The 24,469-nt window shown below is 40.5% G+C and carries 22 protein-coding genes and 1 riboswitch; of the genes, 4 read left to right on the forward strand and 18 right to left on the reverse strand.

Going from position 1 to position 24,469, the window contains the following annotated elements:
• Window positions 1-161 precede the first annotated feature (161 nt).
• The 8 genes from K0R93_RS12275 to K0R93_RS12310 form a co-directional block, all read right to left on the reverse strand.
• Entirely contained in the window at window positions 162-287 is a 126-nt protein-coding gene (locus tag K0R93_RS12275; RefSeq protein ID WP_300301692.1) for a hypothetical protein, read from the reverse strand.
• Between the two features lie 14 nt (window positions 288-301).
• Window positions 302-1,306: an ABC transporter permease gene (locus K0R93_RS12280; protein ID WP_300301694.1), complete on the reverse strand. Its 1,005-nt coding sequence runs from the start codon at window positions 1,304-1,306 to the stop codon at window positions 302-304.
• 11 nt (window positions 1,307-1,317) lie between these two features.
• Window positions 1,318-2,373 carry an ABC transporter permease gene (locus K0R93_RS12285; protein ID WP_300301696.1) on the reverse strand — a complete coding sequence of 352 codons (1,056 nt, stop codon included), beginning with the start codon at window positions 2,371-2,373 and terminating at the stop codon, window positions 1,318-1,320.
• Window positions 2,374-3,228 carry an ABC transporter ATP-binding protein gene (locus tag K0R93_RS12290; protein WP_300301698.1) on the reverse strand — a complete coding sequence of 285 codons (855 nt, stop codon included), beginning with the start codon at window positions 3,226-3,228 and terminating at the stop codon, window positions 2,374-2,376. It abuts the gene before it with no gap.
• Window positions 3,221-3,862 (reverse strand): TetR/AcrR family transcriptional regulator, encoded by a 642-nt coding sequence (locus tag K0R93_RS12295; protein WP_300301700.1) that lies wholly within the window; start codon window positions 3,860-3,862, stop codon window positions 3,221-3,223. The genes K0R93_RS12290 and K0R93_RS12295 overlap by 8 nt, the downstream gene beginning before the upstream one ends.
• 285 nt (window positions 3,863-4,147) lie before the next feature.
• A complete protein-coding gene (locus K0R93_RS12300) occupies window positions 4,148-5,215 on the reverse strand; it encodes a toxic anion resistance protein (protein WP_300301702.1) in 1,068 nt (355 codons plus the stop codon).
• A gap of 139 nt (window positions 5,216-5,354) precedes the next feature.
• Window positions 5,355-6,962: an S-layer homology domain-containing protein gene (locus K0R93_RS12305; RefSeq protein ID WP_300301704.1), complete on the reverse strand. Its 1,608-nt coding sequence runs from the start codon at window positions 6,960-6,962 to the stop codon at window positions 5,355-5,357.
• 152 nt (window positions 6,963-7,114) lie between these two features.
• Window positions 7,115-7,492 carry a DUF2500 domain-containing protein gene (locus K0R93_RS12310; RefSeq protein ID WP_300301706.1) on the reverse strand — a complete coding sequence of 126 codons (378 nt, stop codon included), beginning with the start codon at window positions 7,490-7,492 and terminating at the stop codon, window positions 7,115-7,117.
• 183 nt (window positions 7,493-7,675) lie between these two features.
• On the opposite strand from K0R93_RS12310, the gene K0R93_RS12315 reads away from it, so the two are divergent.
• The gene (locus tag K0R93_RS12315; protein WP_300301708.1) at window positions 7,676-9,034 is read left to right on the forward strand and encodes an S-layer homology domain-containing protein; all 1,359 of its coding nucleotides are present in this window, start codon (window positions 7,676-7,678) and stop codon (window positions 9,032-9,034) included.
• Between the two features lie 34 nt (window positions 9,035-9,068).
• On the opposite strand, the gene K0R93_RS12320 is transcribed toward K0R93_RS12315, so the two are convergent.
• Entirely contained in the window at window positions 9,069-9,374 is a 306-nt protein-coding gene (locus tag K0R93_RS12320; protein ID WP_300301710.1) for a hypothetical protein, read from the reverse strand.
• A 246-nt stretch (window positions 9,375-9,620) separates the two neighbouring features.
• On the opposite strand from K0R93_RS12320, the gene K0R93_RS12325 reads away from it, so the two are divergent.
• A complete protein-coding gene (locus K0R93_RS12325; protein ID WP_300301712.1) occupies window positions 9,621-9,989 on the forward strand; it encodes a hypothetical protein in 369 nt (122 codons plus the stop codon).
• 44 nt (window positions 9,990-10,033) lie between these two features.
• Here the strand turns inward: K0R93_RS12325 and K0R93_RS12330 are convergent, their stop codons facing one another.
• The gene (locus K0R93_RS12330; RefSeq protein ID WP_300301714.1) at window positions 10,034-10,408 is read right to left on the reverse strand and encodes a VOC family protein; all 375 of its coding nucleotides are present in this window, start codon (window positions 10,406-10,408) and stop codon (window positions 10,034-10,036) included.
• Between the two features lie 377 nt (window positions 10,409-10,785).
• Window positions 10,786-11,724 (reverse strand): M15 family metallopeptidase, encoded by a 939-nt coding sequence (locus K0R93_RS12335; protein ID WP_300301716.1) that lies wholly within the window; start codon window positions 11,722-11,724, stop codon window positions 10,786-10,788.
• A 468-nt stretch (window positions 11,725-12,192) separates the two neighbouring features.
• On the opposite strand from K0R93_RS12335, the gene K0R93_RS12340 reads away from it, so the two are divergent.
• Window positions 12,193-12,804, forward strand: coding sequence for a superoxide dismutase (locus tag K0R93_RS12340; protein WP_300301718.1), 612 nt, complete (start codon window positions 12,193-12,195; stop codon window positions 12,802-12,804).
• 69 nt (window positions 12,805-12,873) lie between these two features.
• Here the strand turns inward: K0R93_RS12340 and K0R93_RS12345 are convergent, their stop codons facing one another.
• The 5 genes from K0R93_RS12345 to K0R93_RS12365 form a co-directional block, all read right to left on the reverse strand.
• The gene (locus tag K0R93_RS12345) at window positions 12,874-15,462 is read right to left on the reverse strand and encodes an ABC transporter permease (protein ID WP_300301721.1); all 2,589 of its coding nucleotides are present in this window, start codon (window positions 15,460-15,462) and stop codon (window positions 12,874-12,876) included.
• The gene (locus K0R93_RS12350; protein WP_300301723.1) at window positions 15,459-16,142 is read right to left on the reverse strand and encodes an ABC transporter ATP-binding protein; all 684 of its coding nucleotides are present in this window, start codon (window positions 16,140-16,142) and stop codon (window positions 15,459-15,461) included. Before K0R93_RS12350 ends, K0R93_RS12345 begins: the two co-directional genes overlap by 4 nt.
• Before the next feature lie 96 nt (window positions 16,143-16,238).
• Entirely contained in the window at window positions 16,239-17,492 is a 1,254-nt protein-coding gene (locus K0R93_RS12355; protein ID WP_300301725.1) for a HAMP domain-containing sensor histidine kinase, read from the reverse strand.
• A gap of 3 nt (window positions 17,493-17,495) precedes the next feature.
• Window positions 17,496-18,206: a response regulator transcription factor gene (locus K0R93_RS12360; RefSeq protein WP_300301728.1), complete on the reverse strand. Its 711-nt coding sequence runs from the start codon at window positions 18,204-18,206 to the stop codon at window positions 17,496-17,498.
• A gap of 254 nt (window positions 18,207-18,460) precedes the next feature.
• The gene (locus K0R93_RS12365) at window positions 18,461-19,864 is read right to left on the reverse strand and encodes an NAD(P)/FAD-dependent oxidoreductase (RefSeq protein ID WP_330685155.1); all 1,404 of its coding nucleotides are present in this window, start codon (window positions 19,862-19,864) and stop codon (window positions 18,461-18,463) included.
• 322 nt (window positions 19,865-20,186) lie between these two features.
• A riboswitch (purine riboswitch) is annotated at window positions 20,187-20,287 on the forward strand.
• Between the two features lie 91 nt (window positions 20,288-20,378).
• On the opposite strand from K0R93_RS12365, the gene K0R93_RS12370 reads away from it, so the two are divergent.
• Window positions 20,379-21,737 (forward strand): NCS2 family permease, encoded by a 1,359-nt coding sequence (locus K0R93_RS12370; RefSeq protein ID WP_330685156.1) that lies wholly within the window; start codon window positions 20,379-20,381, stop codon window positions 21,735-21,737.
• A gap of 54 nt (window positions 21,738-21,791) precedes the next feature.
• Here K0R93_RS12370 and K0R93_RS12375 read toward each other — a convergent pair whose 3' ends face one another.
• Window positions 21,792-22,037: a hypothetical protein gene (locus K0R93_RS12375; RefSeq protein WP_300301731.1), complete on the reverse strand. Its 246-nt coding sequence runs from the start codon at window positions 22,035-22,037 to the stop codon at window positions 21,792-21,794.
• A 134-nt stretch (window positions 22,038-22,171) separates the two neighbouring features.
• Window positions 22,172-24,118: an endonuclease MutS2 gene (locus K0R93_RS12380; RefSeq protein WP_300301734.1), complete on the reverse strand. Its 1,947-nt coding sequence runs from the start codon at window positions 24,116-24,118 to the stop codon at window positions 22,172-22,174.
• Window positions 24,119-24,469: the final 351 nt, after the last annotated feature.

Raw genomic sequence — 24,469 nt, forward strand, 5'->3', positions numbered from 1 at the left:
ACTATATTTTCCTAATATTCGATATTTTCCGGTACTTTCCTCCTAGTTTTCTTAGGTTTTGAGTCCTATTTTTTCTTTCTTCCTATAAAATCTTCTTCTGCATTATTGTCATATAAAATCTAAAAGAAGCCTCTTCAGCAATCACACTGAAGAGGCTTTCTTTAAAAGTCTTCTTTTTCTTCTTCCTGCTCTTTTCTTCGCTCCTGCCAGTTTCTTAGTATCCGCAGCTTAATAGGCACAGCGACCACTGCTAGGGCAATCAGTAAAATCCACCACTTCATTTCCATCTTTACCCCTCCTCTTATATAAAGCTCTTCTTAATTCTATTTCTTAATAATAGAAACATCCCAAAGGTTAGACCTAAAATCCATAGGCCATAGTAACCTATTTGCCCCCAAGTCATTGTGTTCCGAATGATGCCGTCAAAGCCCAGGAAAGACCAATAGGTTGGAAGCCAATAGACAAATACCTGTTGACTTGGCGAAAGCATGAGCGCCCCAATCACTGATGCTGACAATGGTAGTAAAAGGATCTTCATGTTCGCAATACCTGATATTTGATTGCTGCTAAATACACTGATCAGAAAACCCATCATGACTGTCAGCCCTGAACTAATCAAAGTCATAGCAAAGACCATGGCTTTATCCACATACCACATGTCTAAAAGCCACAGGATAACATACACAATCACCAAAGGAAGTAAAATGCCTATCATGCTTTTCCCTAAGATGAATTCCCATCTTCTCATGGGCGTTACACTCAGAGCACTAAGGGTTTTTCCTTCCTTTTCTTCGATCATGTTAAAACCAATCACCGCTCCAGCCAAAATTAACGTAGTTAAAATTAATGATGCTGCTCCTACCCTTGCTATGGGTGATTGGGTATACCCCAAATCTCGGATAGAAAAGGTCATGGCTAGGGCCTCTTTGCTGAGGTAGTCCCGTAAAATCATTTCTGGAATAACCTTGGTATCATGGCTCTCGTTTCCTTCTAGTACAATCTGGTAACTGCCGTTCTGGGCTTTGATGATGCCAGCAATGTCATCTGTACCGCGAACCCGCTTCTCTAAATCTTGAAAGTCTTGGTAAACCTCCACACTTCCATATTGGCTGATTGTCTTGTATATGCCCATATCCTTTGCTGTTTCTGCATCTACGGCAAACTGTAATGCCGCTGAATTGGCACTGGGGATAAACATCTTAAATATAATGGCCAGAATAATTGGTGCTGCCATCATATACAATAGGAGAAATTCCCGTATGCTGCTGGATAAATCACGACGAAATATCATCCATACTCTTCTCATTCTTATCCCTCCTAGTCCCTTTTCACGCTAAAACGATAGGCTGCAACTGCTGCCATATATCCTATAACATTGAAGATCATCAAACCCAAAGATGTCCAATATATGATTTCTCGACTACCTGTTGGAAACAAAATTTCTCTAGCTGTAAATAATAACGAGTAGGTAGGAATCAACTTCACAAATCTTGGTGCAAAGCTGGGCATATAGTAAGACATAAAAGGCAGTGACAACACAATGCCTATAACAATAATCCAGATGCTGGCTTGGGAAATATTTTGAAAGAAGCTGGCCAGTATCAGTCCGCCTATAGCCGCCGCTATACTTCCCAAAATCACCAACGCCAGCATTCCTATATAGTCAACACCAGTACCCAGAGTAAGACTTACCAAGGTAATAGCAGATATGCATCCCAATAGTACCATCAATGTAATCTTTGCCATCAGATACTCTGGTATCTTTCCTGGTGAAACCAAATATGCTCGAATGGTTCCCTCATCTTTCTCCATGAAAACAAGGGCAGCGATCAAAAAGAACCCCAGCAGCATGGACTCCATGACAATAAAAATAGGAATCATCCCTAGATTGAATGGAATCCTCTCCACTTCTATATCCTTATTTAGGAAAATACGTTCTATTTCTATTTTTTGCTGCATCCTGCTCCTCAAGTCATCTTTCATCGATAAGATCAATGTATTTCTAAGTTTTTCGTTCTCATGTCCCTGAAGAATAAACTGAATATGGGGTTGGTTATTTTCCTCCTTGATGACCATTCCCAAACTGTTAAAGTTGCTCTCCATATTCTTCGCTATATCCTCTATGGCTTCTACCCGCTGAATCTTGCTATGCTTCTCTTGGGATTGCAATATAGCTTCATCGATTACAGATTCCAGCCCTCCGTCATAATCCACATAATAATATACGGCTGGTTTGATAGATAATTCCTTTGGGATCAGAAAGTTCGTTAAACCCACAAAGAGCAGGGCAACCCCTAGAACAATGAGGAAGAAATAGTTCCTAAAAGCGGTCACAATATCTTTTGTTAATAGCCCACCATATCTTTGAAACATTTATTTCAACCCCCTCCCGGTTACCTTAATAAAGATTTCTTCAAGGGTCGCTTCCTGGGAATGCATGGTTTCGATGGTTCCCTGGTTAATCAAATGGTTTAATCTCTGTCTATCTTTTTCTTCCAAGATAGACAAATACTCCTTCTTAAAGGTTTCTCCCATTCTGTGCTCCACCTGTACCATCTTTTCTCCGTATTGTAGCTTTAAATTTCTAGGAGAATCAATCAGCTCAATCCTGCCATCGTGGATAAATGCCACCCGATCACAAAGTTCATCGGCGATATGCATGTTGTGGGTTGTTAAGAATATGGTGGCGCCTTCCTTTCTTTTTTGCCAAATGATCTCTTTGATGTTGCTGGCGGTAGTAGGGTCCAACCCAGATGTTGGTTCATCCAAAAACCACATTTTAGGTGTGTTCAGCATGGATCTGGCGAAAACCAATCGCTGCATCATTCCCTTTGAGTATCCCCCAGCCCTTTTTTTAGCCGCCTGCTCCAATCCAACCATCTTCAGGAGCTTCATAGGATCCTCTGTAGGCACACTGAACATCTTCCGGTAGAACTCTAGGTTTTCTAACCCCGTTAGTTTCTTATAAAGATTTGGCTGCTCGAAGGATACACCGATGAGATTAAACATTTCCTCCGTAGGCTTTCGAATATCCATCCCCGCAATGCTGACATCTCCTTTTTGAAGGGGCAATAACCCGATAAGAATTTTTTGGGTAGTGGATTTCCCCGCACCACTGGGACCTAAAAATCCAAAAATCTCTCCTTTTCCAATATCAAAGCTGATATCTTCCACTGCATAGGCACGATCATTGGTATAGGAATGATACAAATTCTTTACCTTAATCATTCTTTTCACCCTCCTTCTTTACCTTAATACCATGCTCGATAACATACAACATCTTATCTAGGACCTCCATCATGTCCATCAGGTTTCCCGTATTCTTTTCCTTTAAAAAGTGTTCTGATATAGACAAACTCATTGAAGCAATGAGCATCGCCACCAACTCCACATCAATTTTAGGATCTACCTCTCCTCTTTCAATTCCCTTTAACAGAAGTCCTTGAAAAACCATCTGACTCTTTCCTTTGGAATCTCCAAACATTTCTTCCATCAGCTGCTGGTCTGCATCCTTCATAAATCGATCTGCGATGGCCGCAAGCTTTGGATGCTCTTGACCAAAACGAATACCCCCTATATATAACTCCCTTATGGTATGGAAAAAATCTAGTTTATCCAAATCCCCGATAATGTGGGTTAGATATACCATTTTTTCCTCTCCGCTTTTTTCCAAGATGTATTTGAACAAATCCTTTTTATCCTCAAAATACTGATAAAAGCTTCCTTTTGCAATTTCTGCCCTTTCAACGATTCTATTGATGCTTCCCTTTTGGTAGGAATACTGGGCAAACTCATCAATGGCAGATTCCATGATTTTCTCTCTTTTTTCTTCGGGCAGATTAAAAAAAGTACTCTTTGGCATGGTATTCCTCCTATTTTTCAACATGACTTTAAGGTCATTTTATGTTTAAAAAAATGTGACCAGTTAGTCATATGACTCTATAGTCACATTGTATATTCTTTTTGTATTTTTGTCAAGTTCCCTATATATTTTTTCCCTTTTATGCTTAATTATTTATATGAATTTTTTCTGAAAAAAAACGGAACGCCACAGGGGGCGCTCCATTGCATCAAAATTTTTAATCCATGGGCGATTCGTGAATCGCCCCTACAACCTTAACCTTGCGTAACTTTGCTACGCGTCAATCTACATCGACATTAGCTTATTCTTCAGTTCTCTCTCCATGTTTTGTAGTTCAGCTTCTGCTTCTTGTCGTTTGCTTCTTCCTTCTTCTTGAATTTGGATGACCTCTTCGATGGTATGTAATAAATCCTCATGAACCTTTTTCAAGGTCTCAACCTCTACAATCCCCCGCTCAGATTCCTTGGCAACGCCTATGGTACTATCCTTTAGCATTTCAGCATTCTTTAACAGCATATCATTGGTGGTTTCTGTTACTTCCTTTTGAAGCTGAAGTACCTTGTTTTGTCGAAGCAGTCCTAAAGCAATAATGATTTGATTCTTCCATAGAGGAATAGTATTCAGCACAGAGCTTTGAATTTTTTCCACCATCACCTGATTGTTGTTCTGAATCAACCGGATCTGAGGTGCTGTCTGAATTGCAATGGTACGGCTAAGCTGCAAATCATGAAGCTTTTTCTCAAAATGATTGACCAACTGGGACATGTCGTTGTACTGCTGTATGTCAAAGCCATCGTTGGTTTGCTCTCCTTTTTCCTTTAGCCTTGGCAATATTTCTTCATAGATTTCCTGGAGTTTTAGCTTGCCCGCAGCAATATACATATCCAGCTGCTGAAAGTATTCTCCATTTTTCTGATATAGATGATCAAACATGATGATGTCCCTGGTCAGCTGATCCTTCGCATGTTCCAATTCATTAACGATATTTTCTATATCTCCGCTAAGTTTTTGATACTTAGCAATAAACTTCTCTACCTCATCCACTGCAGATCCTAGAAGGGGAATTCTAGATAAAAAACCTTTCTTTCTAGGCCCAAGACCATCCACATTCAATTCTTTAATCTTGAACATGAGATTCTTCATAATTTCCCCTACATACCCTGCTTCCTTGGCTCGCACTTGAGACAGCATATTGTCTGTAAAGCTGGAGATATTCTTCTGGGCCTCTACCCCATATTGCAAAATAAAATGATTATCTTGTATATTAATGGTCTCAACGATTTCCTTGATTTTTTCCTGCTGCTCAGTTGTGTATTTTTGGATTTCTCCCCCATGAATCAACTGCTCTTCCATTCACCATGGCCCCTTTCTATGACATCCATATTATATATCCTTATAGATAACCAACTTATTCCATATTTGTAGTTTATCACAAAATACCCAAAATAATAAGTCTAGGAAGATTCTTCTCTTCCTAGACTTATTGCTCCACCTATTTTTCCACGTATCTTGCGATACGATTCATCAATGATGCCATTTGTGCCCTAGTAATGGCTTCCTTCGGGCGGAAATTACCATCTGGATAACCGCTGAATACATTATTACCAGTCATCTGCATGATAGGTGCATAGGACCAGCTGCTATCAGCTACATCGGGAAACTTTTTTTCAAGGCTCGTTGATTCCTCTGGCTCAATGATTACCTTGTTCAGCATGGCCGCCATCTGTTCCCTGGTTACCGGGGTATCAGGGGCGAATTTTCCATTGCCCACTCCTTGAATCAACCCATGCTGCTTCGCTGCTTCGATATCCTTCTTTGCCCAATGGTTATCAGGCACATCCTGAAAGCTTCTGATTCCTTCCACAGGCGCCAGTCCCATAACCCTTACCAAAGTGGACGCTGCCTGGGCCCTCGTTAAAGAAGTGTTAGGTGAAAAGCTCGTGCTAGACATTCCTGTCATCCAGCCTTTATTTTCTACGGATAAAATATCCTCTTGGGCCCAATGGCCTTGAATATCTCCAAAATACTTTCCATTCAACCATAATCCATAATAATCCCAAGTGGTACCTAATTCATTGCCAAGACTCCAGCTGCCTGTGCCTTTTAATCCATACTTCTGTACCAATCGAAGTTTTGCCTTGATGGATGCCTCGTTCTCATACCAAACCGTGTAAGTACCCGGCGTTAATTCTTTACCAAAGGCATAGGCCTTCGGATCATTTGGACCTATAGTAACCCTCGCCATAGGAGATTGGGCTTTTTGATCGAAAGTCACTTGATGGCTATATTTACCAAGCAAACTATCTACCGCATTTAAGCTGATTCCATAACCCCCAAAGGATTCTCCATCCTTCCAATATCTCCCGTAAAAAGGAATACCCAGAACGATTTTCTCCTTGGGCACATGCTCTAAAGCATACTGTATGGATTTTTCCACAAAGCCTATGCTAGCCACTGGATTAATGGAACTCCCCGTATAGCTTTCATCGTAAGACATTACCATCAAATAATCACTATGTTGGGCAAGGGCAGCATAATCATAGGATCCATGCCAACCCTTTTTCAATTTATTAGGGTTTGCCGCCACTGCAACTGAAATAGACTTCTCAGCAGGGAGCTTATCTCTTAGATTCTTTACCAATGCCGTATAGTCATCTCGATCCTCTTCTGTGACATTTTCAATATCCACATTGATACCATCTAAATCGTATTTCTCTATAGCCTTTACGAGATCTTCCACCAGCTTATCTTGATTCTTCAGAGCCAGTCTTCCTATCTCTCGATTCCAGTGGTTACTCAAAAAAGGAATGACTTTGACGCCCTTTTTGTGCATTTCCTTGATAAAAGCAGTATCTACTGCTCCTGTGATTTTAAGGCTTCCATCGACTGTAAGATCAAAATAACTGGGGGATACCTCTTGTAGTGTATTTTTTGTTTTCTCCACAAGGGATTTATACGTGCTAATATTTCCTCCATAAAGATAGGCCATATTCATTTTGCTTGCTTTTGCCTCCACAGGCACTGCCGCCATCATTGAAAATGTGATGATACATGCACTGCCCAGGGCGATGATCTTTCCAAGGGTGTTCTTTTGCTTCATTTACATTCCTCCTGTATAAGCCTTCCTGTATATACCTTAATATACAGAGGGATATAAAAGCAATTCACAAATTATGTAAACCACCCGCAGGATCAAAAAAATAAAAGACCAAAAGACTTTAAAAAATTATAATGGGTCTTTCGGTCCCTACACTACCGTCTCTCAAAACCATGATATCGGGTGCCTTGGAACGTCAACTTTCCATGATCCCCATCGGCAAGCAAGCCATATTCTTTGGTTGGTACATGAAGCTCCATGCGGTCGCCGCTTTCTACCTCAAAGGTTACATAGTAGCTTGTGCTACTGGAAGTAGACATATGATTGTTATGATTATGGGTATGCCTACTGGTATGGGCCCTTTTCGCAACGATTTTGGCGTCCACCGTCAATATGGGCTGTTTGTTGTTATAGCTCCATTCCTTGATCCCGCGGAAAATCGTGAACAGGATCATTCCAAATACAAAGATAAAAAATATCGGAACGATAATCGGTATGATGGAAAACATATCAAATGGACCAGTATTATACATTTTTACGACCTCCCTTCTTCCAATATATTCGAATGACCGAATTGAATTTCCTTCATTGTTTTTAATTTTTCATATTTCCTTAATGTTCATAAATATTCCATTTTTGGGTTTTCATTCTATCCTAAGAAGTATATAATAGAAAAGTAGTGAAAAATTTCACATTTACACATTGGAGGGAAAATCATGTATAAAAAACTTACCACGCTACTCCTGACAGCGTTGCTCATCTTGGCGCTGCCACTATCGACCATGGCTGAAGGTGATACCCTGGCGATAAACCGCTTAGCCTTTCTTAAGGAAGTTCTCCAGATTACCCAGGTGGAGCTTCTTCAAGGTGCGTCCTCTACCTTTTCAGATATAACAAGCCCTGAGGACATTGCTTATACTGAAACTGCTTTTAAAAACGGTATTATGTCTGGCACCGAGAGCCTGTTCAAGCCACAAAATGCCATCACAAAGGAACAAGCAGTTATTGTGATGGTTCGCGCATTAGGTGGTCAAGGAAAAGTTAATAAATTGACTGCTGAAACCGTTCAGAATGCTCTTTCTTTTGCAGATAGCAATAGTATTTCTTCTTGGGCAAAACCATATGTTGCCTTTGCTCTGTCTCAAGGGATCATTGAAAAGACTTCTGATATCTTCAATCCCCAGGCTCAGCTATCTCCAGATGAAGCCGCAAGCATGTTGGAAAACTTAAAAGCTTTATATGCTTCCAGTTATACAAGAGAAGGATTGAGCGCATTTCAGATGCTAGACTCCGCCAGCAGCAAAATCAACAGTTTGTCTACCTACAAATATGGCGGTACCATGGATATGGAAGTAAACGCCAGTGTACCTGAACAAGGAAACCACAAGGTTAAAATGTCTATGAAAATTGAAGGGGCTTTTGAGAAACCTCAAAAATCCTATGCTAAAACAACGCTAAATATGTTGGATACAGAAATTGCCACTGAACAGAGCACCGAGGTCTATACCGATGGTCAAAGCATGTTCTTGCGCATGCCAAATACAGATAAATGGACAAAGATGGATATCCAGCCGCTATTGAAGCAACTACAAAGCCTTACAGGTAACATGGATATGACCAATGTAGGCCTTTCACAACAGCAAATGGAACTGTTTGGAATGTATGCAACCTATGATCCTGATACTATTGTAGATGAAAAGAATTATTATGTGATCGATATCACCGTAGATAAGAATGCTTTCAAAAAAATGCTTACAGAAATGATGAAAACCACATTTGACCTAATGCCTATGGAGCAAAGCAGTAACAGTGACACTACACCTGTCCCTAGCAAGGAAGAAATGACCCAAGTTATATACACCCTATTCGACAGCATGGACATCGAAGTCACCTATAAGTATTTTATTGACCCTGAAACCAAACTCTTTAAAGACATGCAGATCTTTGAAACCATTACCATGAGTCAAGGACCAATCCATAATGTCACCACGGCCCAAGGAACATTCCAATACTATGGGTTTGATGAAGCCGTGGTATTCCCTGTTATCACACCTGAAAATATCATTGCTCAATAATAAAAACTGGCTTCCCCGGAGGAAGCCAGTTTTTCTACTGTCCGCTTCGATCTATCCTTTTTCTGTTTCTCATGGGAATGATATAGTCTATGATCACACCTGTGGCAATCCCCGATAAAAATCCTGCCATCAGCATGACACCGAGAATCACCCTAGCCAAGTCTTGAAAGCCTTCCGATGGCAGCGTCCGTGCCCCGTAGAAATTATAAACCGCAAAGATCAGTGCTGCCACCGTGGGAATATATTTGATATATTTGTTCTTAAAGAATCGATGCAGGAGATAAGTAACCAAAGAGAACATCCCTAAAATGATCAATATAATTCCAAGAAATCTAGGCATCCTTATTCAACCTCCTTTATATAAGTTACAGACTTATTATACCCATTATCGTCTATACAGTTAAGACGAAATATAGATAAAATAGTTTCATTATTTTTTCATTGAGAAAAAATGGAGGTTTTTAGTAAAATATTTCGAATATATATAGATATAGGTTTTCAATGCGTAGGATATGCACAAGTGTAGGGAACAGACATGCCTGTTCTGCATCTATATAGAAAAAATCACTGAATAGGGGTGAAGCGAATGTCTCATAAAAAAGTCGAATACTATAATCGCAGGAAAGGTCCCGATGTTTGGGTAAAATTAGTGAACTGGCTGGGTATAACCGCCTGGGGCATCATGTTCTTTATCCTCTACATCACAGACCGGGCAAGACCGCCTATGGAAACATTCTTTGACCGCCTTTTTAAGGTTCAAGTCCGTCAAACCTGGGACTTTGGCCTCCTACAGTATGCCCTTTATCTCATGATCACCCTTTGCGCTCTCTGTATCGTTGGGTTACTGATTAACGCCAAGCGACATCGTCGAAAAACCGATCGGTATAATATATCGTTGATTCTGATGATGGGTCTAGGAGTTTTCAGTATCGTCATGTACTTTGCGAATTTTTAAGAAGCGTCAAAAATATATTTTTGACGCTTCTTTGTTTATATTTGCTATTTTATTCGTTCCATGAGCTCGATTCTCTCTCCATTAGGTCCCTGAATGAAAATAACCTTAAATTCCATGACTTCTATCACTGCATCCATTGTAAAGACAACATCCAATTCTCTTAATCGGGCAATTTCTTTTTCAATGTCATCCACAAAAAAAGCCATATGATCTACAGGGCCTACTGTGCGTGCCTCGTAGGCTTCTACCTTGGACTCTGTCAATTCGATTTCTGTGTCTCCAATCTTATAAAAAGCAAACTTCAGGCGTTCATGCTCAAAATCCCGAACGTGCTGCAAACCTAGTACCTCTCCATAAAATCTTTTAGATTCGTTAATATCCTTTACACGGACAGATACATGGGCTAAGCTTAAAAACATATGTATTCCCCTTTCTTTTTAAAGACTTTATTCTACTTTTTATCTTACTTCTTTTTGCTCTAAAATAAAAGGGTATAGGGATTATGGTGTGATAAATAAAGAATGCGACACAAGGTCGAGATCAAGATTAAGCTAAAAATTCGTAGGGGTTGCATAGTATGCAACCCGATTTGGATCTAGTCTATTTTCCCGGGTCGCATACTATGCGACCCCTACCCAAAGAAGATAACAATATCCTTCACTACGTTCTGGATGATAGGTGAGTTGGGTTTTTGGGTCTGCGGGCGAACACTGTTCGCCCCTACCGCCATTACTCGATCTCAATCTTGATCTTGATCTATGCGACTATGTCGCTTCCCTAAAATGGGCCAAATGATTTACTGCAACACCCTCTCAATGGCTTCTATATATGCTTTTATTCTATCATCTGTATAATCTACGCCATCATACCATGGTTTCTGTAAGTTTGGCGACTCTGAGAAGTACTTCGCTTTTAGAATCAATTCGGGTCTATACTCGTAATGGAGAATATCAAAATGACTCCATTTTCCACCCCATACGAAGCCATGGTTTTCAAAAATCTGTACCACCTCTCGAGGATACATATCCAAACGTTTTTGGCCTTCTTCCCTTGACACCCACTTCCAGTAATCCCGATCATCCCGCTTTAAATCGACGGCTGTGCCGAAGGCATGGGGGCTCAGCTGGTTGGTTCCTGCAATGACACGGTAGTTATAGGTGCCATTCACCGGATATACAAAAGGATAGATGGACGGCTTTCTTTGTGCCAAAGCAGCAATTTCCTTCATGGCGCCTGCCAGAGCAGTGGATGCACCATTATTTTTGTTAAATACAACGTTTTTCCCTCCTGCGGAGACAGACTTCAGATTTTCTTCTATCTGTTCCTTGGTTCCACCATACACTTCCTTTAACAAACCATAGACCCTAGCCCGCCCCGGATCAGTATTTTCATCCATCAGCTTCTGTATGTCCGTTAATGGATACTGCTGCTCCAGCATATCCTGCAAATCTGCATTGTTTAACTTTCCATCAAAGCTTTTTGTTTTTTTATCATCATATACTATTCGTTTTCCTGATTTCATCACCACATATACCAAGCTGTCTTTTCCAACCTCCACACCTGTCATATCCTGAGGATATGCCATCATCAAACAAAGTAAATCCCTTTTCATCGTCACCTCATAGTCCTTTGTTTTCAGTTCTTCTCCTGCACGATTCTCTAAAGCCTGTCTTTCTATACACCCTCCTGTAAATAGCAAAGAAAGGAGGATAATTCCAACAATTAGCTTTTTCATATGTCCTTCATCCCTTCTAAAACTTTGTCTCTCATTAGTATTCTCTTTTTTCATCTTCTTACATCTGTAAATTGTTCTCAAAAATAAAAATTGCGACGTAGTCGCATAGATCAAGATCGAGATTGAGATTGAGAAAAATCCGTAGGGAACGCGCCCCCGTGCCGTTCCGCCATATTGTATCGTAATAATTCAAATGTTATTGCCATCCTACAAACGGAAGGCCACAGGGGGCCTTCCCTACAAGGGATGACAGATAAGTTAGATCTTGGGCCTTTAGGCCATTCGTGAATCTCCCCTACCGCCTTTACTCGATCTCAATCTTGATCTCGGCCTTTTGATTCATCTAATAAACTGATATTTTCTTTATTATTCTTTATTAATAATGATTATCATTATCTTTATCGGGTAATTATGTCTTAGATCCATAAGAACGGTTTGATACAAACCTACAGGAAGGAGGAAATCATTATGAAATATGAACTACCTAAACTGAAATACAGCTATGAGGCTTTAGAACCCCATATCGACGCAGCAACCATGGAAATTCATCATTCACGACACCATGCAACCTATACAAATAATCTAAATGCTGCTTTAGAAGGTCATGAAAAACTGGCCAATATGGATATTGAAACGTTGCTTCAATCCCTGGATCAAGTACCAGAAAATATTTATTGGGCTGTTCGAAACAATGGCGGCGGTTATTACAACCATTTACTCTTTTGGAACTTCATGAGTCCTCAAGGAGGCGGCACACCTAAAGGTCAGCTCGCCCTAGACATTCAAAACACCTTTGGCAGCTTTGAAAAGTTTAAAGAGCTTATTAACAAAGCTGCCGCAACGAGATTTGGCAGCGGCTGGGCTTGGCTCATCCTCAATAAGAATCATGAGCTTGAAGTAGTTTCCACAGCCAATCAAGACAGTCCTATTATGGAAGGCAACAAAATCTTGCTGGGCCTCGACGTTTGGGAACATGCCTATTATCTAAAATATCAAAACAAACGCCCTGATTATATCAATGCTTGGTGGAATGTAATTGATTGGAACTATGTTGAAGAAAGATATAATACTTTTAGATAAATCTCCCCTTAATAAATATAAGACCCGAAAAAAGGTTAACCTTTTTTCGGGTCTTATATTTACTTATTTCTATTCTTCTCTTCCGATAGATTCGATAATATTCATCCTTGCTACTCGCTTCAATGGAACCAATGTGGACAACAACGTAATGATAATGGTACCTACCCCTGCAATGAGAATAGGATTCGTTGGAAATATCCAAATCATCCCTTCGATTTCAATGGCAAATCGATATAACAAATAGGATAATCCAGTTCCTACGATACTTCCCCAGAAAGTTCCAATGATACCGTATAATATGCCTTCTGTAATGACCATTCCCTTCATCTGATCCATGGTCATCCCTGCAGCCCGCAGGGTCCCAAATTCTCGAGTTCTCAGAATTAGGTTTGTGCTGATGGTATTGATAATGTTTAGGGCTCCAATTAAAACAATGACGGCAACAAATCCGTACAATAGTACAGATACTGCGATTTTGGCTTGCGCCTGCACTTCTGCCCTTTCGCCGTAATCAATCAATGAACCGCCCCTTACACCCTCAGCAATCTCTTTCAGTTTGGGTTTCAGGGTATCCTTGTCAGCGTCCTGATTCACCTCTATATCAAAGCCTGTGTAGTGATGGATGCCTGTAAGGCTTTGAAATACTTCTTCCGTAGAAATCACAGCAATATTGCCGCTTGGGTATGGATAAGACAGGGGCACCTTATCCAGTATGCCTACAATCTTCACCTTTTGCAGGCCATCCAAACCCGCACCCTCTTTGTACAATTCTTCGTTTATATCTATATAGATATACTCTCCTACCTTCAAATCCGTCCCTTGAACAATGGCTGCATGATTGTCCTTCCCTCTTCTAATTTCTAAGTTTTGTACAATCAAAACACCCTTCTCCTGATTGATTTTTTCCCGGTCTGCTGTACCGCTTAACAATACCTTCTTAGCCTCTGCGAGGCCTAAATCATCATATCCCCAGAATGATGACCCTTGAAGGGGTTTAAAATAATCACTCCCCTTTAAGCTTTCTACCTTTCCTTGCCTGTAAACCAATTCTTTCTTATATTCTTCTTTCAGCTTATCTTGAGGAAAAGTTACCATAATAGATTTAAACTGATCTTTATATACCGTTTTCACACCAGGAATATCTTTTAGTTTCTCATAATCACCCTCGTCGTAACCTCTTGTATCATTACCCATTTGTGTGATTTTATAGTCCTTTAAGAAGGCATCTTTGCCATGCATTCCTTGGAATGTATAATGCACAAAGGAGTTAAATACAATAAAAATCACGATTCCGATACACATGGAAAAAACAGTGATGAAAAATCTCTTTCGACTCCTTCTCAGGTTTTTATAGGCCATCTCTCCGCCAATGCCTAGAAATCTTCTAATCAGCCTATAGCTTCGTGCTTTTCTGATAGCCCTTTTCTCCTTCTGACGGCTGGTAATGGCTTGAATAGAGGATACCTTTCCTGCCAAATAGGCCGGACTCAATGCCGATAGAATCACGGCAATTACGCCAATGACAGCACTGCCTATCAACACTTTAGATGTAACGATCACCTCCACTGCTGCCAATACAGAGTATTGGCTCATATTCAGCAGGGACAATACAATCTTTACCGCCAGGACCCCGCTGGCTAGACCTAATGGCAGCGCAATTAGTGCGATGATCAACGCTTCCCCCAATACAATTTCCCGTATTTGTTTGGGTGTAGTCCCTACAGACCGAAGAATGCCAAACTGTCGAATACGCTCCAGCACCGATATGTGAAATGCATTGTAAATCACTGCGGCTGTAGCTATTACGATCAAGCTAACCAAAAATACAATAACGTTATCAATTGCATCATTGCTCTTCTGATCTCTACTCTGTCTCAAAAGTAAAAGCAATCGATTGTTATCCTTCACTTGGGTTTGATCCACATTTATATTTTGAGCGATCTCAGCGATACTCTCTTGAATCGGTAGTCCCTCTTTGATAAGAATAAACCCATTATAGCGAACTTCATTATTCTCTCTCATTTTCTCTGCGGTACTTGGTATCACGATTCCTTTACTAATGCCTCTCATTTGAGAGACATAATCGTTCTCTAGAATGCCTGTTAGGATAAATGGATGCGCTGTAGTCTGCTCAACCTTATTTTCCTGATTCCTCTTATCTCCAAAAATTTGTTCCAGCACTTCTTCTTCTGATGTATTTTGTACATTTAAGACAATGGTTTCCCCTAGCTTTGGCTTGTGGGGCATCTCTTGAAGCATCCACTTTTCAAGGGCGATTTCATTGTCTCCTTTAGGCATTTTTCCTTCTAAAAGGGTTAGATACATCATATCCCCCAGGTTGTTATCATATCCTTCAACCTTTATATAGGTATTTCTTAAAACAGGGGCCATCCCCCCCTCTACCTTGTAACCTATTCTCCCTACCCTGGTATGATTTTGTAATGTATGCAGCTGCTCTTTTGTGATATCCACCAGCTGGGTATGGTAATGACCATTGTTTTTTTTCACATCCTCAATATTTTTATGGTTTAAGCTCTCCATCATGGTTCCTATAGCCGTGATCAAAGCGATGGAAAGGATCACCCCAAGGATCGTCAGCAGGGTTCTTTTCTTTTGATTTTTCAAATATCGGAAGGTAAGGTTCCTGTAGCTTTTCATCGTCTTACCTCCCGATTTCCCGTAATCATACCATCCTCTATGGTAATCACCCGATCTGCCTGGGATGCAATTTCTAAGTCATGGGTAATCATGACCAAGGTCTGATTGTACTTTTGAACCGACAGACGTAGCAATTCCAATACTTCCTTGCTGCTTTTGCTATCTAGATTTCCCGTAGGTTCATCGGCAAAAATAATAGATGGTTTATAGGCCAATGCCCTACCGATAGAAACCCGCTGCTGTTGTCCACCGGAAAGTTGATTGGGATAGTGATGTTTTCGGTCTCTTAGTCCCAAAATATCCATTAGCTCTTCCAGATATTTGTGATCTACATCCTTCCGATCCAATAGCAATGGCAAGGTGATATTTTCTTCTGCTGAAAGTACTGGAATAAGATTATAAAACTGAAAGATAAACCCAATTTTTCTTCTTCTAAAAATTGAGAGTTCCTTTTCCGATAACCCGTAAATATCTATCCCATCCACAATAACCTTTCCGGAAGTAGGACGATCCAATCCCCCCAGCAGATGCAGCAGCGTACTTTTTCCTGATCCTGAAGGTCCAACCACCGCCACAAATTCCCCTTCACCAATGGTAATATCTACATTACTTAATGCTTTAACTTGGGTTTCTCCCTTTCCATAGGTTTTGCTTAACCCAATCGTCTTTAATATATCCATTTTCCATTCTCCTATCTTCATATTCTTGTAAGTATACTATACGATGTCTACCTTACAATCCGATGAATGGATATCTTACAGTTTTGTAAGATAAATTTAGATGATTCCTTTTAAGAAGCTAATTATAAATGTTGTTCCTCCACCTAGTTTGCTTTTAACGGCAATTCTCCCATGGTGGTTTTCGATGATCACCTTTGCCAAGGCCAGTCCAATGCCAGTACCGCTGCCTTGGATATTGTTCTTTCCTTTATAAAACCGTTCAAAGATATGAGGAAGATCTTCTTCCGCGATTCCCTCCCCATTATCTGCAATGGTTACTCTCACCATAATAGGAGTCTCTGAAATGCCAATTTCTATTTTCCCACCATACTCCGTATGATCAATGGCATTCTTCACCATGTTGCTGATGGCCTCGGCAACCCAGTTAGGGTCATGGACAAAAAGAATATCTTCATCTGAGTTCTCGATTTCCAGAAACTGTCCTTTGGCTTCTGCCCTTGGCCGCAAGTGTTCTACCCCATCTTCTATAGTCTTTAGCATCGATGCTTCCTCTTTTTTAAATTCGATGGCGCCCGCTTCAATTCTAGCCATTTTTAAAAGACTTTTGATCAACCACTCCATTCGCTCCAGCTGCTGTTCTCCCTTCAGAAGAAACTGCCTTTGGGTATCCTGATCCATACCCTCATCCAGCATCAGCTCATGAAACATTTTTAAAGATGCCAAGGGCGTTTTTAGCTGGTGGGAAATATCAGAAGTAATGTTTTTCAAGAAAATCTTCTCCATCTTTAATCTCTCTAGATTTCCTTCCAGCACCTTTGACATCTGGTTGAATTGATGGGCTAACTTGGCAAAAGCTCCTTCATCTAATTCTGGTAATCTGCTAGTAAAATCTCCTTCTACAATTTTCTCTGCTCCCTCTGATAACAGCCTAATCTTTTTATAAGTACCTCGAATAAACACCAAAGATGTTCCAAAAAACAAAAGAAACCCCATGAAAATGCCACCTATGCCCCACCCCAAGAAGCGTCCATAAAATTTCTGCGCCACGGGGGTGATTTGGGTGGGCATTCCTACAGTATAGCCATATTTTCTAGCGGCCTCCAACCCTGCGGTCACTTCATTCGTCGTGCTCTCATTCACAAATGCCGTTACAATTTCCTCTTTAAGTTCTGGATGTGTTGATATAAGCTTCCCCATGATCCCAATGTTTTTTTCTATTAGTTCTCTATTGAAACGATCCCACAAGTTAAAGAAGACGGAGCCTCCTAGGACCAGTATAATCATCAGTATCACGGTAAACCGTAATAGCAGCCCTTTGATTTCAGGATTCTTCATCATATTCCCTTCCATGATCTACCTCTTTTCTTGATGCTTCTTGTTCCACTTATAGCCGACACCCCGAACGGTCACAATATACTCGGGCTTCGATGGATTGTTTTCCAGCTTTTCTCTCAGTCTTCTTATATACACAGATACCGTGTTGTCATCTACAAAATCACCATCCATATCCCATAGCTTTTCCAGGATTTTTTCTCGCCCAAGAGTCTGTAGGGGATTTTGGATTAGGGCACTGAGCAGCTTGTACTCGGCTGGTGTCAATGGAATTTCTTTGTCGTCCCTTGTAACCTTGGTCTCTAAGGGATACAGCGTAATCTTTCCCGACTGTATCCATGGGACAATTTCTTCGCCCTTTTCCTGATGGCTGCCTTGGCGTCTTAGCACCGCCCGAATCCTGGAGACCAGCTCCTTCACCCGAAATGGCTTCGTCATATAATCATCCCCGCCAATGTCTAAGCCCAATACCACATTGACCTCTTCGTCACAGGCGGTCAGGAAAATAACAGGTGTTTTTGAAGCTTGTCGTATTTCCCTGCAGAAATTGTAGCCGCTGTCATCGGGCAACATCACATCCAATAGTATCAGTGCAAACTGGCCCTCGTGAAAAGCATTTTTGGCCGCTTCTATGCTATGCACCAGCCATACATCAAAGCCTTCCTTCTTTAAGGCAAATTCTATCCCCATGGCCAATGCCTGATCATCCTCTACTACCAAGATCCTTTCCATTTCTATCCCGCCCCTTTTGATTTCTTTCTATATAATCCCATGATGTTTACGCATAGGTCCTCGCTGTTGTATGATTTAAATTTTCCCTTTGCTAATATGTTTCTATACAGACATCCCTTTCCCTTTTTTCTTAGATCCTTCGACTCCGTTTCACTTCGCTCAGGATGACAGTTCATAGGTTAGGTTGCCACCACTGGGCAGAAAAAATTAACAAGTCCCTGATATCATTGATATCAGGGACTTGTTAACTCATCTTATTTTATATATCTGGCCATGAGAACACCCATGACAGATGCCATCATTAATCCTCTAGTCCAGCCGCTGGAGTCACCTAGGCAGTATAGTCCTTTTATATTGGTCTCAAAATTCTTATCAATTTTGATCTTGTTGCTGTAAAATTTGATTTCTGGTCCGTACAACAGGGTCTCACTGCTGGCAAAACCAGGCACTACTGTATCCATGGCCTTGATGAAGTTAAGAATATTCATCATGGGCCGATAAGGGATGGCCGAAGTCAAATCCCCTGCCACCGCATCGGGTAAGGTAGGCCGCACGTTGGATCGGTCTAACTCATGCTGCCAGGTTCTCTTTCCATCTAGAATATCTCCATAGCGCTGTACAAGAATGTTACCATTTCCCAGCATATTTACCAGCTCAGCCACCTTCTTACCATACTGAATGGGCTGATTAAAAGGCTGAGAAAAGTTATGGGAACTCAATATGGCCAAATTTGTATTATTGGTCTTTCGATCCTTATAGGAATGACCATTTACGATGGCCAAGTCATTGTCATAGTTTTCTTGGGAAACAAAGCCTCCAGGATTTTGGCAGAAGGTTCTTACCTTGTTCTTAAAGGGTGCAGGATATCCAATGAGCTTCGATTCATAAAGGGCTTCATTTACCATCTCCATAATCTCATTCCTTACCTCTACCCGAACACCGATATCTACCGTGCCTGCACTATGCTGAATATCATGGGCTATACACATATCCTTCAGCCAGTCGGCCCCTTTTCTGCCAGATGCCACAATGACTTGATTTCCCTGAATGATCTCCCCTTCTGCTTTGGTCTTTGCATCGGCAACCAGCACGCCTTTTACAACGCCTTCCTCGATCAGCAAATCTTTTACCATGGTATCAAACTGAATCTCCACCCCAGATGCCAGCAGATCATTTTGTATCTTTAGATAAATATCTTGGGCCTTCTCTGTTCCCAAATGGCGAATAGGACAGTCTACCAGCTTTAATCCAGCTTCGATAGCCTTTCTTCGTATAACTTTTACTTCTTCTGTGCTTTCTACACCCTCTATTTTCGTATCTGCCCCATATTCTAAATAAATCTGATCTGTGTAATGGATAAACTCCTGTGCCATATCTATTCCAATAATATCAGGCAAATCACCACCAACTTCATAACTTAGAGACAGCTTCCCATCGGAAAAGGCGCCTGCCCCTGAAAACCCTGTGGTGATATGACAATAGGGTTTGCAATATACACACTGCTTTGTATGTTCCTTTGGGCAATGCCTTTTATCAATTCTCTTTCCCTTTTCTATAAGCAATATTTTCTTGTCTGATTTTTGTCTTACCAATTCCAATGCAGTAAAAATCCCTGATGGTCCCGCACCTACAATAATCACATCATACCTCAATGTCATCCACTCCCTCTATTGTATTTCATTTATTCGTACTTAAATCTATATTCAATATTTATATTTCGTATATATTCGAACATTAATCTTTTTCACAAATTTATTGTACAGTTTTTTTCTTTCTTTGACCAGCATATTTTTGTTAAAAATATTATCTTTTCTGAGATCCTGCTCAAAAAAAATAATTTGTCGATTGTAAACAATGAACCTTATGTATAATTTTTAATTATATTGTTCGTATTAGTACGAATATATATATTTATCCATTTTTTAAGTTCGTAAATTCTATTGACTTTTGCCCTAGAAGTGTATTATCATGGTACAGTCGAACAATTTAATACACAAGTCTAATATAATTCGTGAAATATGGTCACGAAGTCTCTACCGGCCAACCGCAAATTGCCTGACTATGGACTTATCTTTTGAATTTAGATTTATGGGCGTATCCTCAAAAGGATTTTCCTATAAATCTATTTACACAATTCAGATGTAAGTCTATTCATCAAAAGGAGGGCAACTCATGGAAATTACAAAAACAAATCATTCTATTTCTCCATTGGAAAAAGCATTTCAGTTGAAAGAACACGGTACCACTGCAAAAACAGAAATCATGGCAGGGATTACAACCTTCATGACAATGGCCTATATACTGGTGGTTAATCCAAGCATTTTATCGGCAACAGGTATGGATTTTGGTGCATTGTTTACAGCTACCGCACTATCTTCCCTTGTGGCTACCCTTGTGATGGCGCTCTATGCCAATCTTCCCTATGCATTAGCACCTGCCATGGGACCCAATGCATTTTTTGCATTTACCGTGGTCATTGGTATGGGTTATTCGTGGCAAACAGCTTTAACTGCAGTTTTCTTAGAAGGAATTCTGTTTATTATCCTAACTTTCTTTAATATTCGAGAGGCTATTGTGAATGCCATTCCATTAACACTAAAGAAAGCCGTATCTGTCGGAATCGGTTTATTTATTGCCTTTCTTGGCCTATATAATTCTGGTATCGTTGTGACAGGGATGTTTCATGTGGGCGACGGAAAGCTTGATGGTGTACCTGTGGCTATTGGTCATATTACCTCTGGCTCAGGGTTGTTAGCCTTGATAGGACTTGCAATCACAGGAATTTTACTGGCTAGAAAGGTGAATGGTGCTCTTTTGTTGGGTATTTTGACCACCACATTGATTGGTATTCCCATGGGTGTTACCCAGCTGCCTGAAAGTCTAAAATTTATTAGTGCCCCACCATCCCTAAATCCGATCTTGTTCCAATTTGATTTTTCAAATATATTCTCTACAGAAATGCTGATTGTGCTGTTCACCTTTTTGTTCGTGGACATGTTTGATACAGTGGGCACTTTGGTTGGTGTTGCCACCAAGGCAAACATGCTGGATGAGAAGGGAAATGTTCCAAAAGCAAAAGAAGCTCTCTTCGCCGATGCCATAGGCACTACCTTTGGTGCAATCATTGGCACCAGCACAGTGACTACCTATGTGGAGAGCGCATCTGGCGTTGCCGCTGGTGGCAGAACAGGCTTAACAGCCCTATCCACAGCCTGCATGTTTGCTATAGCATTATTTTTATCCCCTTTGTTCATCATGATTCCTTCAGCAGCCACGGCACCAGCCTTAATCCTCGTTGGATTGTTCATGATGTCTCCGGTAAAGGAAATTGATTTTGATAATTTTACCGATGCAATTCCTGCATTTCTAACAATTCTCATTATGCCTCTGACCTATAGCATTTCTGAAGGTATCATGTTCGGTATGATCAGCTATGTGCTATTAAAGGTCGCTACAAACAAGCACAAGGAGATTTCTCCTTTGCTATATGTATTGACAGCTTTGTTTCTACTTAAAATTGCATTGGGTTAAGGCAAGAAATAAAAAATCTCTAATCATGCTGATTAGAGATTTTTTATTTGAAATTTAAAGTATTTTTTGTAGTCGCTCTGCTTCAAATTGACGAATAGACTTTATATTTCCTTCATCAACACACAAAAGCTCTAACATATTATTTCGTACATTCATTACTTTTCCCTTTGTCTTTGTCCCAATTACATTTACTGGTGCTTTTTTTACGAGATCTTTTACGCTGGTGGAGTGACAATAGCTGCATTCTCCGTTAAAACTAGCGATTCTCCTGCAATCAACGCAGTAGTGAAGATTATTCATTCGTTTGGCCCCCTTTTTTTGTAATGAGATGAAGATTTGCTGCTTATAGATTATAAATATCGCTACTCTGTTTATATTATAGAAAATTATGAAAATTCCTTCTTATTTATATGATTTCCCATAAATTTTCCTATTCATCTCTCCACTTCTATTGTTACACCTTGTGTGTACCCTTTTTCCAGAAGCTTTTTCTTTTTTCGGTTCTCCTTGCTTTCCATTACAATATCAAAGTCATAGTTCTCTGGATATAACTCTTCCCCTTCGATATAAAGGGATAGCCGTTTGTGGTTGATCTTAAACTTTTTCTTCATGACCATAACACCAACCTCGCCTCGACTATTCTCCAATTCACAGACAATTCCCGTCCGGTTCATGGTGCTGATATGGACACAGTCTCCTATTTGAAATTTTGATCTTACCTCTTGCTTTTCTGCTGCCATTCTTCGTTTCTCAGCTTTTTTGCTTTTCTCCAACTGTTCTTCATGTTTTTCTATAATGGATAGATCAATCACACATTCTTCATTGTCCCCTTGGGCACCATAGGTCTTCTCTTCTTTATAGGTGACTTGGTGGGCCCTTTCGATTAATGCCGGCTTCATCCCCAGCCTCAGGGCAATGTAGAAGGCATTGCTTTCTCCAGCCTTTCCAATCCTCAAGCGGTATAGGGGCTTTAGAGATTTGGTATCGAAGTCCATACAGCCATTGATAAATCCTTTGTGGGCCTGGGCAAAGTCTTTGATCTCACTGTAATGGGTAGTGGCAATGGTAATAGTACCTTTGCTATATAGCTCTTCTAATACAGCAATCCCTATGCCCATTCCCTCCCCAGGGTCCGTACCCGCACCGATCTCATCCAGTATGACCATGGTTCTTTGATCAGCGCAGGCTAGTATATTAATGATGTTTCGGATATGAGAGGAGAAGGTACTGAGACTTTGCTCAATGCTTTGCCCATCTCCGATATCTACCAAAACACTCACGAAGATGGCGAAGGTACTGCCTTCTTCCACAGGCACATGGAGACCCGATTGAATCATCATGGTTAGAAGTCCCACGGTTTTTAACACCACAGTTTTTCCTCCCGTATTGGGTCCTGTAATCACAAGGCTTTGATATCTATCTCCTATTTCAAAATCTAAGGGAACTGCGCTGTTTCCTAGGAGAGGATGTCTGCCCTTCTTGATACAGATATAGTTTTGATCATTCAGAACTGCACTTCTTCCATCAATGGATTTGCTATATTTTCCTTTGGCAAAGAGGAAATCACAATACACCATGGTCTCTATATTGATGGCTATTTCCCTTTCATACTGAGACACCTGGACGGTAATGGTTGATAATATTTTATAGACTTCGTTCTCCTCGTCATGGCGTAGATCATTAAGCTCATCCTGAAGTTTCTTTACCTCGGCTGGCTCGATGAATACCGTAGACCCGCTGCCAGATGTATCCAGAACATTGCCTTCAACATTTCTTTTAAATTGGCTTTTTACGGGGATCACATATCTGCCGTCCCGCTGACTGATCAGTTCATTTTGCATATAACCCTTGAATGCACTGTTCCTCAAATAAGCGTCCAATTTTGCCTTAATCTTGTCTTCCACAAGGACAATTCTTCTTCTAATTTTTCCAAGAGCACTGCTGGCTTGATCATCCACTCTGCCGCGAACAATGCATCGGTTGATTTCCTCAGTCACATCTTCCAATTCATGGATGGACAGTGTATACCCACTAATGGTTGGTGCTGCATATTCCTTATCCTTCATAAACCGCTTCAGCCTTTTACCCTCCTTCAAGAACCCAGCTATTTGTTCAAGCTCCTCTGGAGATAGGACGGCTCCTTTTTCAAGGTTCCCTTTTATTCTTTTCATACCGCTTAGGCTGTGTAGGGGAATACTGGAGCTAATATTTACGATAGCCCTGGCTTCTGTAGTTTCTTTTAGGGCTCTCTCTATTTGCTTCATGTCCACAGAGGGTTCCAGCTGATCGATCATTTCCTTGGCTTGCTCTGACACCGAAAAGCCCCTCAATCTTTCTTTTATTTTGTTGTATTCGAGTATTTCCATGGTATGTTTGTTCAATTTGTACGCCTCCCTTTTTGATACGATATCTTTGATTCTACATGTTTTTGGTTTTGATTTTTAAAATAGACCTTTTCTATTTCCTCGGTTCGCGGTGCTCGGTATACGGTGTCCGGTAAATACTCCTAGGGTCGTACTCATGGGCGCCAACCAAATTTATGATCTGTCATCCTGAGCGAAGTGTAACGGAGTCGAAGGATCTCGTTTTTTGAGATTCTTCGCTACGCTCAGAATGACAATAGACTTTTTATAAGTTTCAATTTAAACCGATAACAAAATAACACCTCCAAAAAATATAAGGCTACAGATAAATACACTTTATCTACAGCCCTAGATCTTAATACTTTTATT

It is taken from the genome of Anaerosolibacter sp., assembly GCF_029240175.1.
Taxonomy (GTDB): Bacteria; Bacillota; Clostridia; order Peptostreptococcales; family Thermotaleaceae; genus Anaerosolibacter.

Bases quoted from the DNA above. Each gene is read 5' to 3' on its own strand.
- K0R93_RS12275 (WP_300301692.1), bottom strand. From the start codon at position 287: ATGGAAATGAAGTGGTGGATTTTACTGATTGCCCTAGCAGTGGTCGCT.
- K0R93_RS12280 (WP_300301694.1), bottom strand. From the start codon at position 1,306: ATGAGAAGAGTATGGATGATATTTCGTCGTGATTTATCCAGCAGCATA.
- K0R93_RS12285 (WP_300301696.1), bottom strand. From the start codon at position 2,373: ATGTTTCAAAGATATGGTGGGCTATTAACAAAAGATATTGTGACCGCT.
- K0R93_RS12290 (WP_300301698.1), bottom strand. From the start codon at position 3,228: ATGATTAAGGTAAAGAATTTGTATCATTCCTATACCAATGATCGTGCC.
- K0R93_RS12295 (WP_300301700.1), bottom strand. From the start codon at position 3,862: ATGCCAAAGAGTACTTTTTTTAATCTGCCCGAAGAAAAAAGAGAGAAA.
- K0R93_RS12300 (WP_300301702.1), bottom strand. From the start codon at position 5,215: ATGGAAGAGCAGTTGATTCATGGGGGAGAAATCCAAAAATACACAACT.
- K0R93_RS12305 (WP_300301704.1), bottom strand. From the start codon at position 6,962: ATGAAGCAAAAGAACACCCTTGGAAAGATCATCGCCCTGGGCAGTGCA.
- K0R93_RS12310 (WP_300301706.1), bottom strand. From the start codon at position 7,492: ATGTATAATACTGGTCCATTTGATATGTTTTCCATCATACCGATTATC.
- K0R93_RS12315 (WP_300301708.1), top strand. From the start codon at position 7,676: ATGTATAAAAAACTTACCACGCTACTCCTGACAGCGTTGCTCATCTTG.
- K0R93_RS12320 (WP_300301710.1), bottom strand. From the start codon at position 9,374: ATGCCTAGATTTCTTGGAATTATATTGATCATTTTAGGGATGTTCTCT.
- K0R93_RS12325 (WP_300301712.1), top strand. From the start codon at position 9,621: ATGTCTCATAAAAAAGTCGAATACTATAATCGCAGGAAAGGTCCCGAT.
- K0R93_RS12330 (WP_300301714.1), bottom strand. From the start codon at position 10,408: ATGTTTTTAAGCTTAGCCCATGTATCTGTCCGTGTAAAGGATATTAAC.
- K0R93_RS12335 (WP_300301716.1), bottom strand. From the start codon at position 11,724: ATGAAAAAGCTAATTGTTGGAATTATCCTCCTTTCTTTGCTATTTACA.
- K0R93_RS12340 (WP_300301718.1), top strand. From the start codon at position 12,193: ATGAAATATGAACTACCTAAACTGAAATACAGCTATGAGGCTTTAGAA.
- K0R93_RS12345 (WP_300301721.1), bottom strand. From the start codon at position 15,462: ATGAAAAGCTACAGGAACCTTACCTTCCGATATTTGAAAAATCAAAAG.
- K0R93_RS12350 (WP_300301723.1), bottom strand. From the start codon at position 16,142: ATGGATATATTAAAGACGATTGGGTTAAGCAAAACCTATGGAAAGGGA.
- K0R93_RS12355 (WP_300301725.1), bottom strand. From the start codon at position 17,492: ATGGAAGGGAATATGATGAAGAATCCTGAAATCAAAGGGCTGCTATTA.
- K0R93_RS12360 (WP_300301728.1), bottom strand. From the start codon at position 18,206: ATGGAAAGGATCTTGGTAGTAGAGGATGATCAGGCATTGGCCATGGGG.
- K0R93_RS12365 (WP_330685155.1), bottom strand. From the start codon at position 19,864: ATGACATTGAGGTATGATGTGATTATTGTAGGTGCGGGACCATCAGGG.
- K0R93_RS12370 (WP_330685156.1), top strand. From the start codon at position 20,379: ATGGAAATTACAAAAACAAATCATTCTATTTCTCCATTGGAAAAAGCA.
- K0R93_RS12375 (WP_300301731.1), bottom strand. From the start codon at position 22,037: ATGAATAATCTTCACTACTGCGTTGATTGCAGGAGAATCGCTAGTTTT.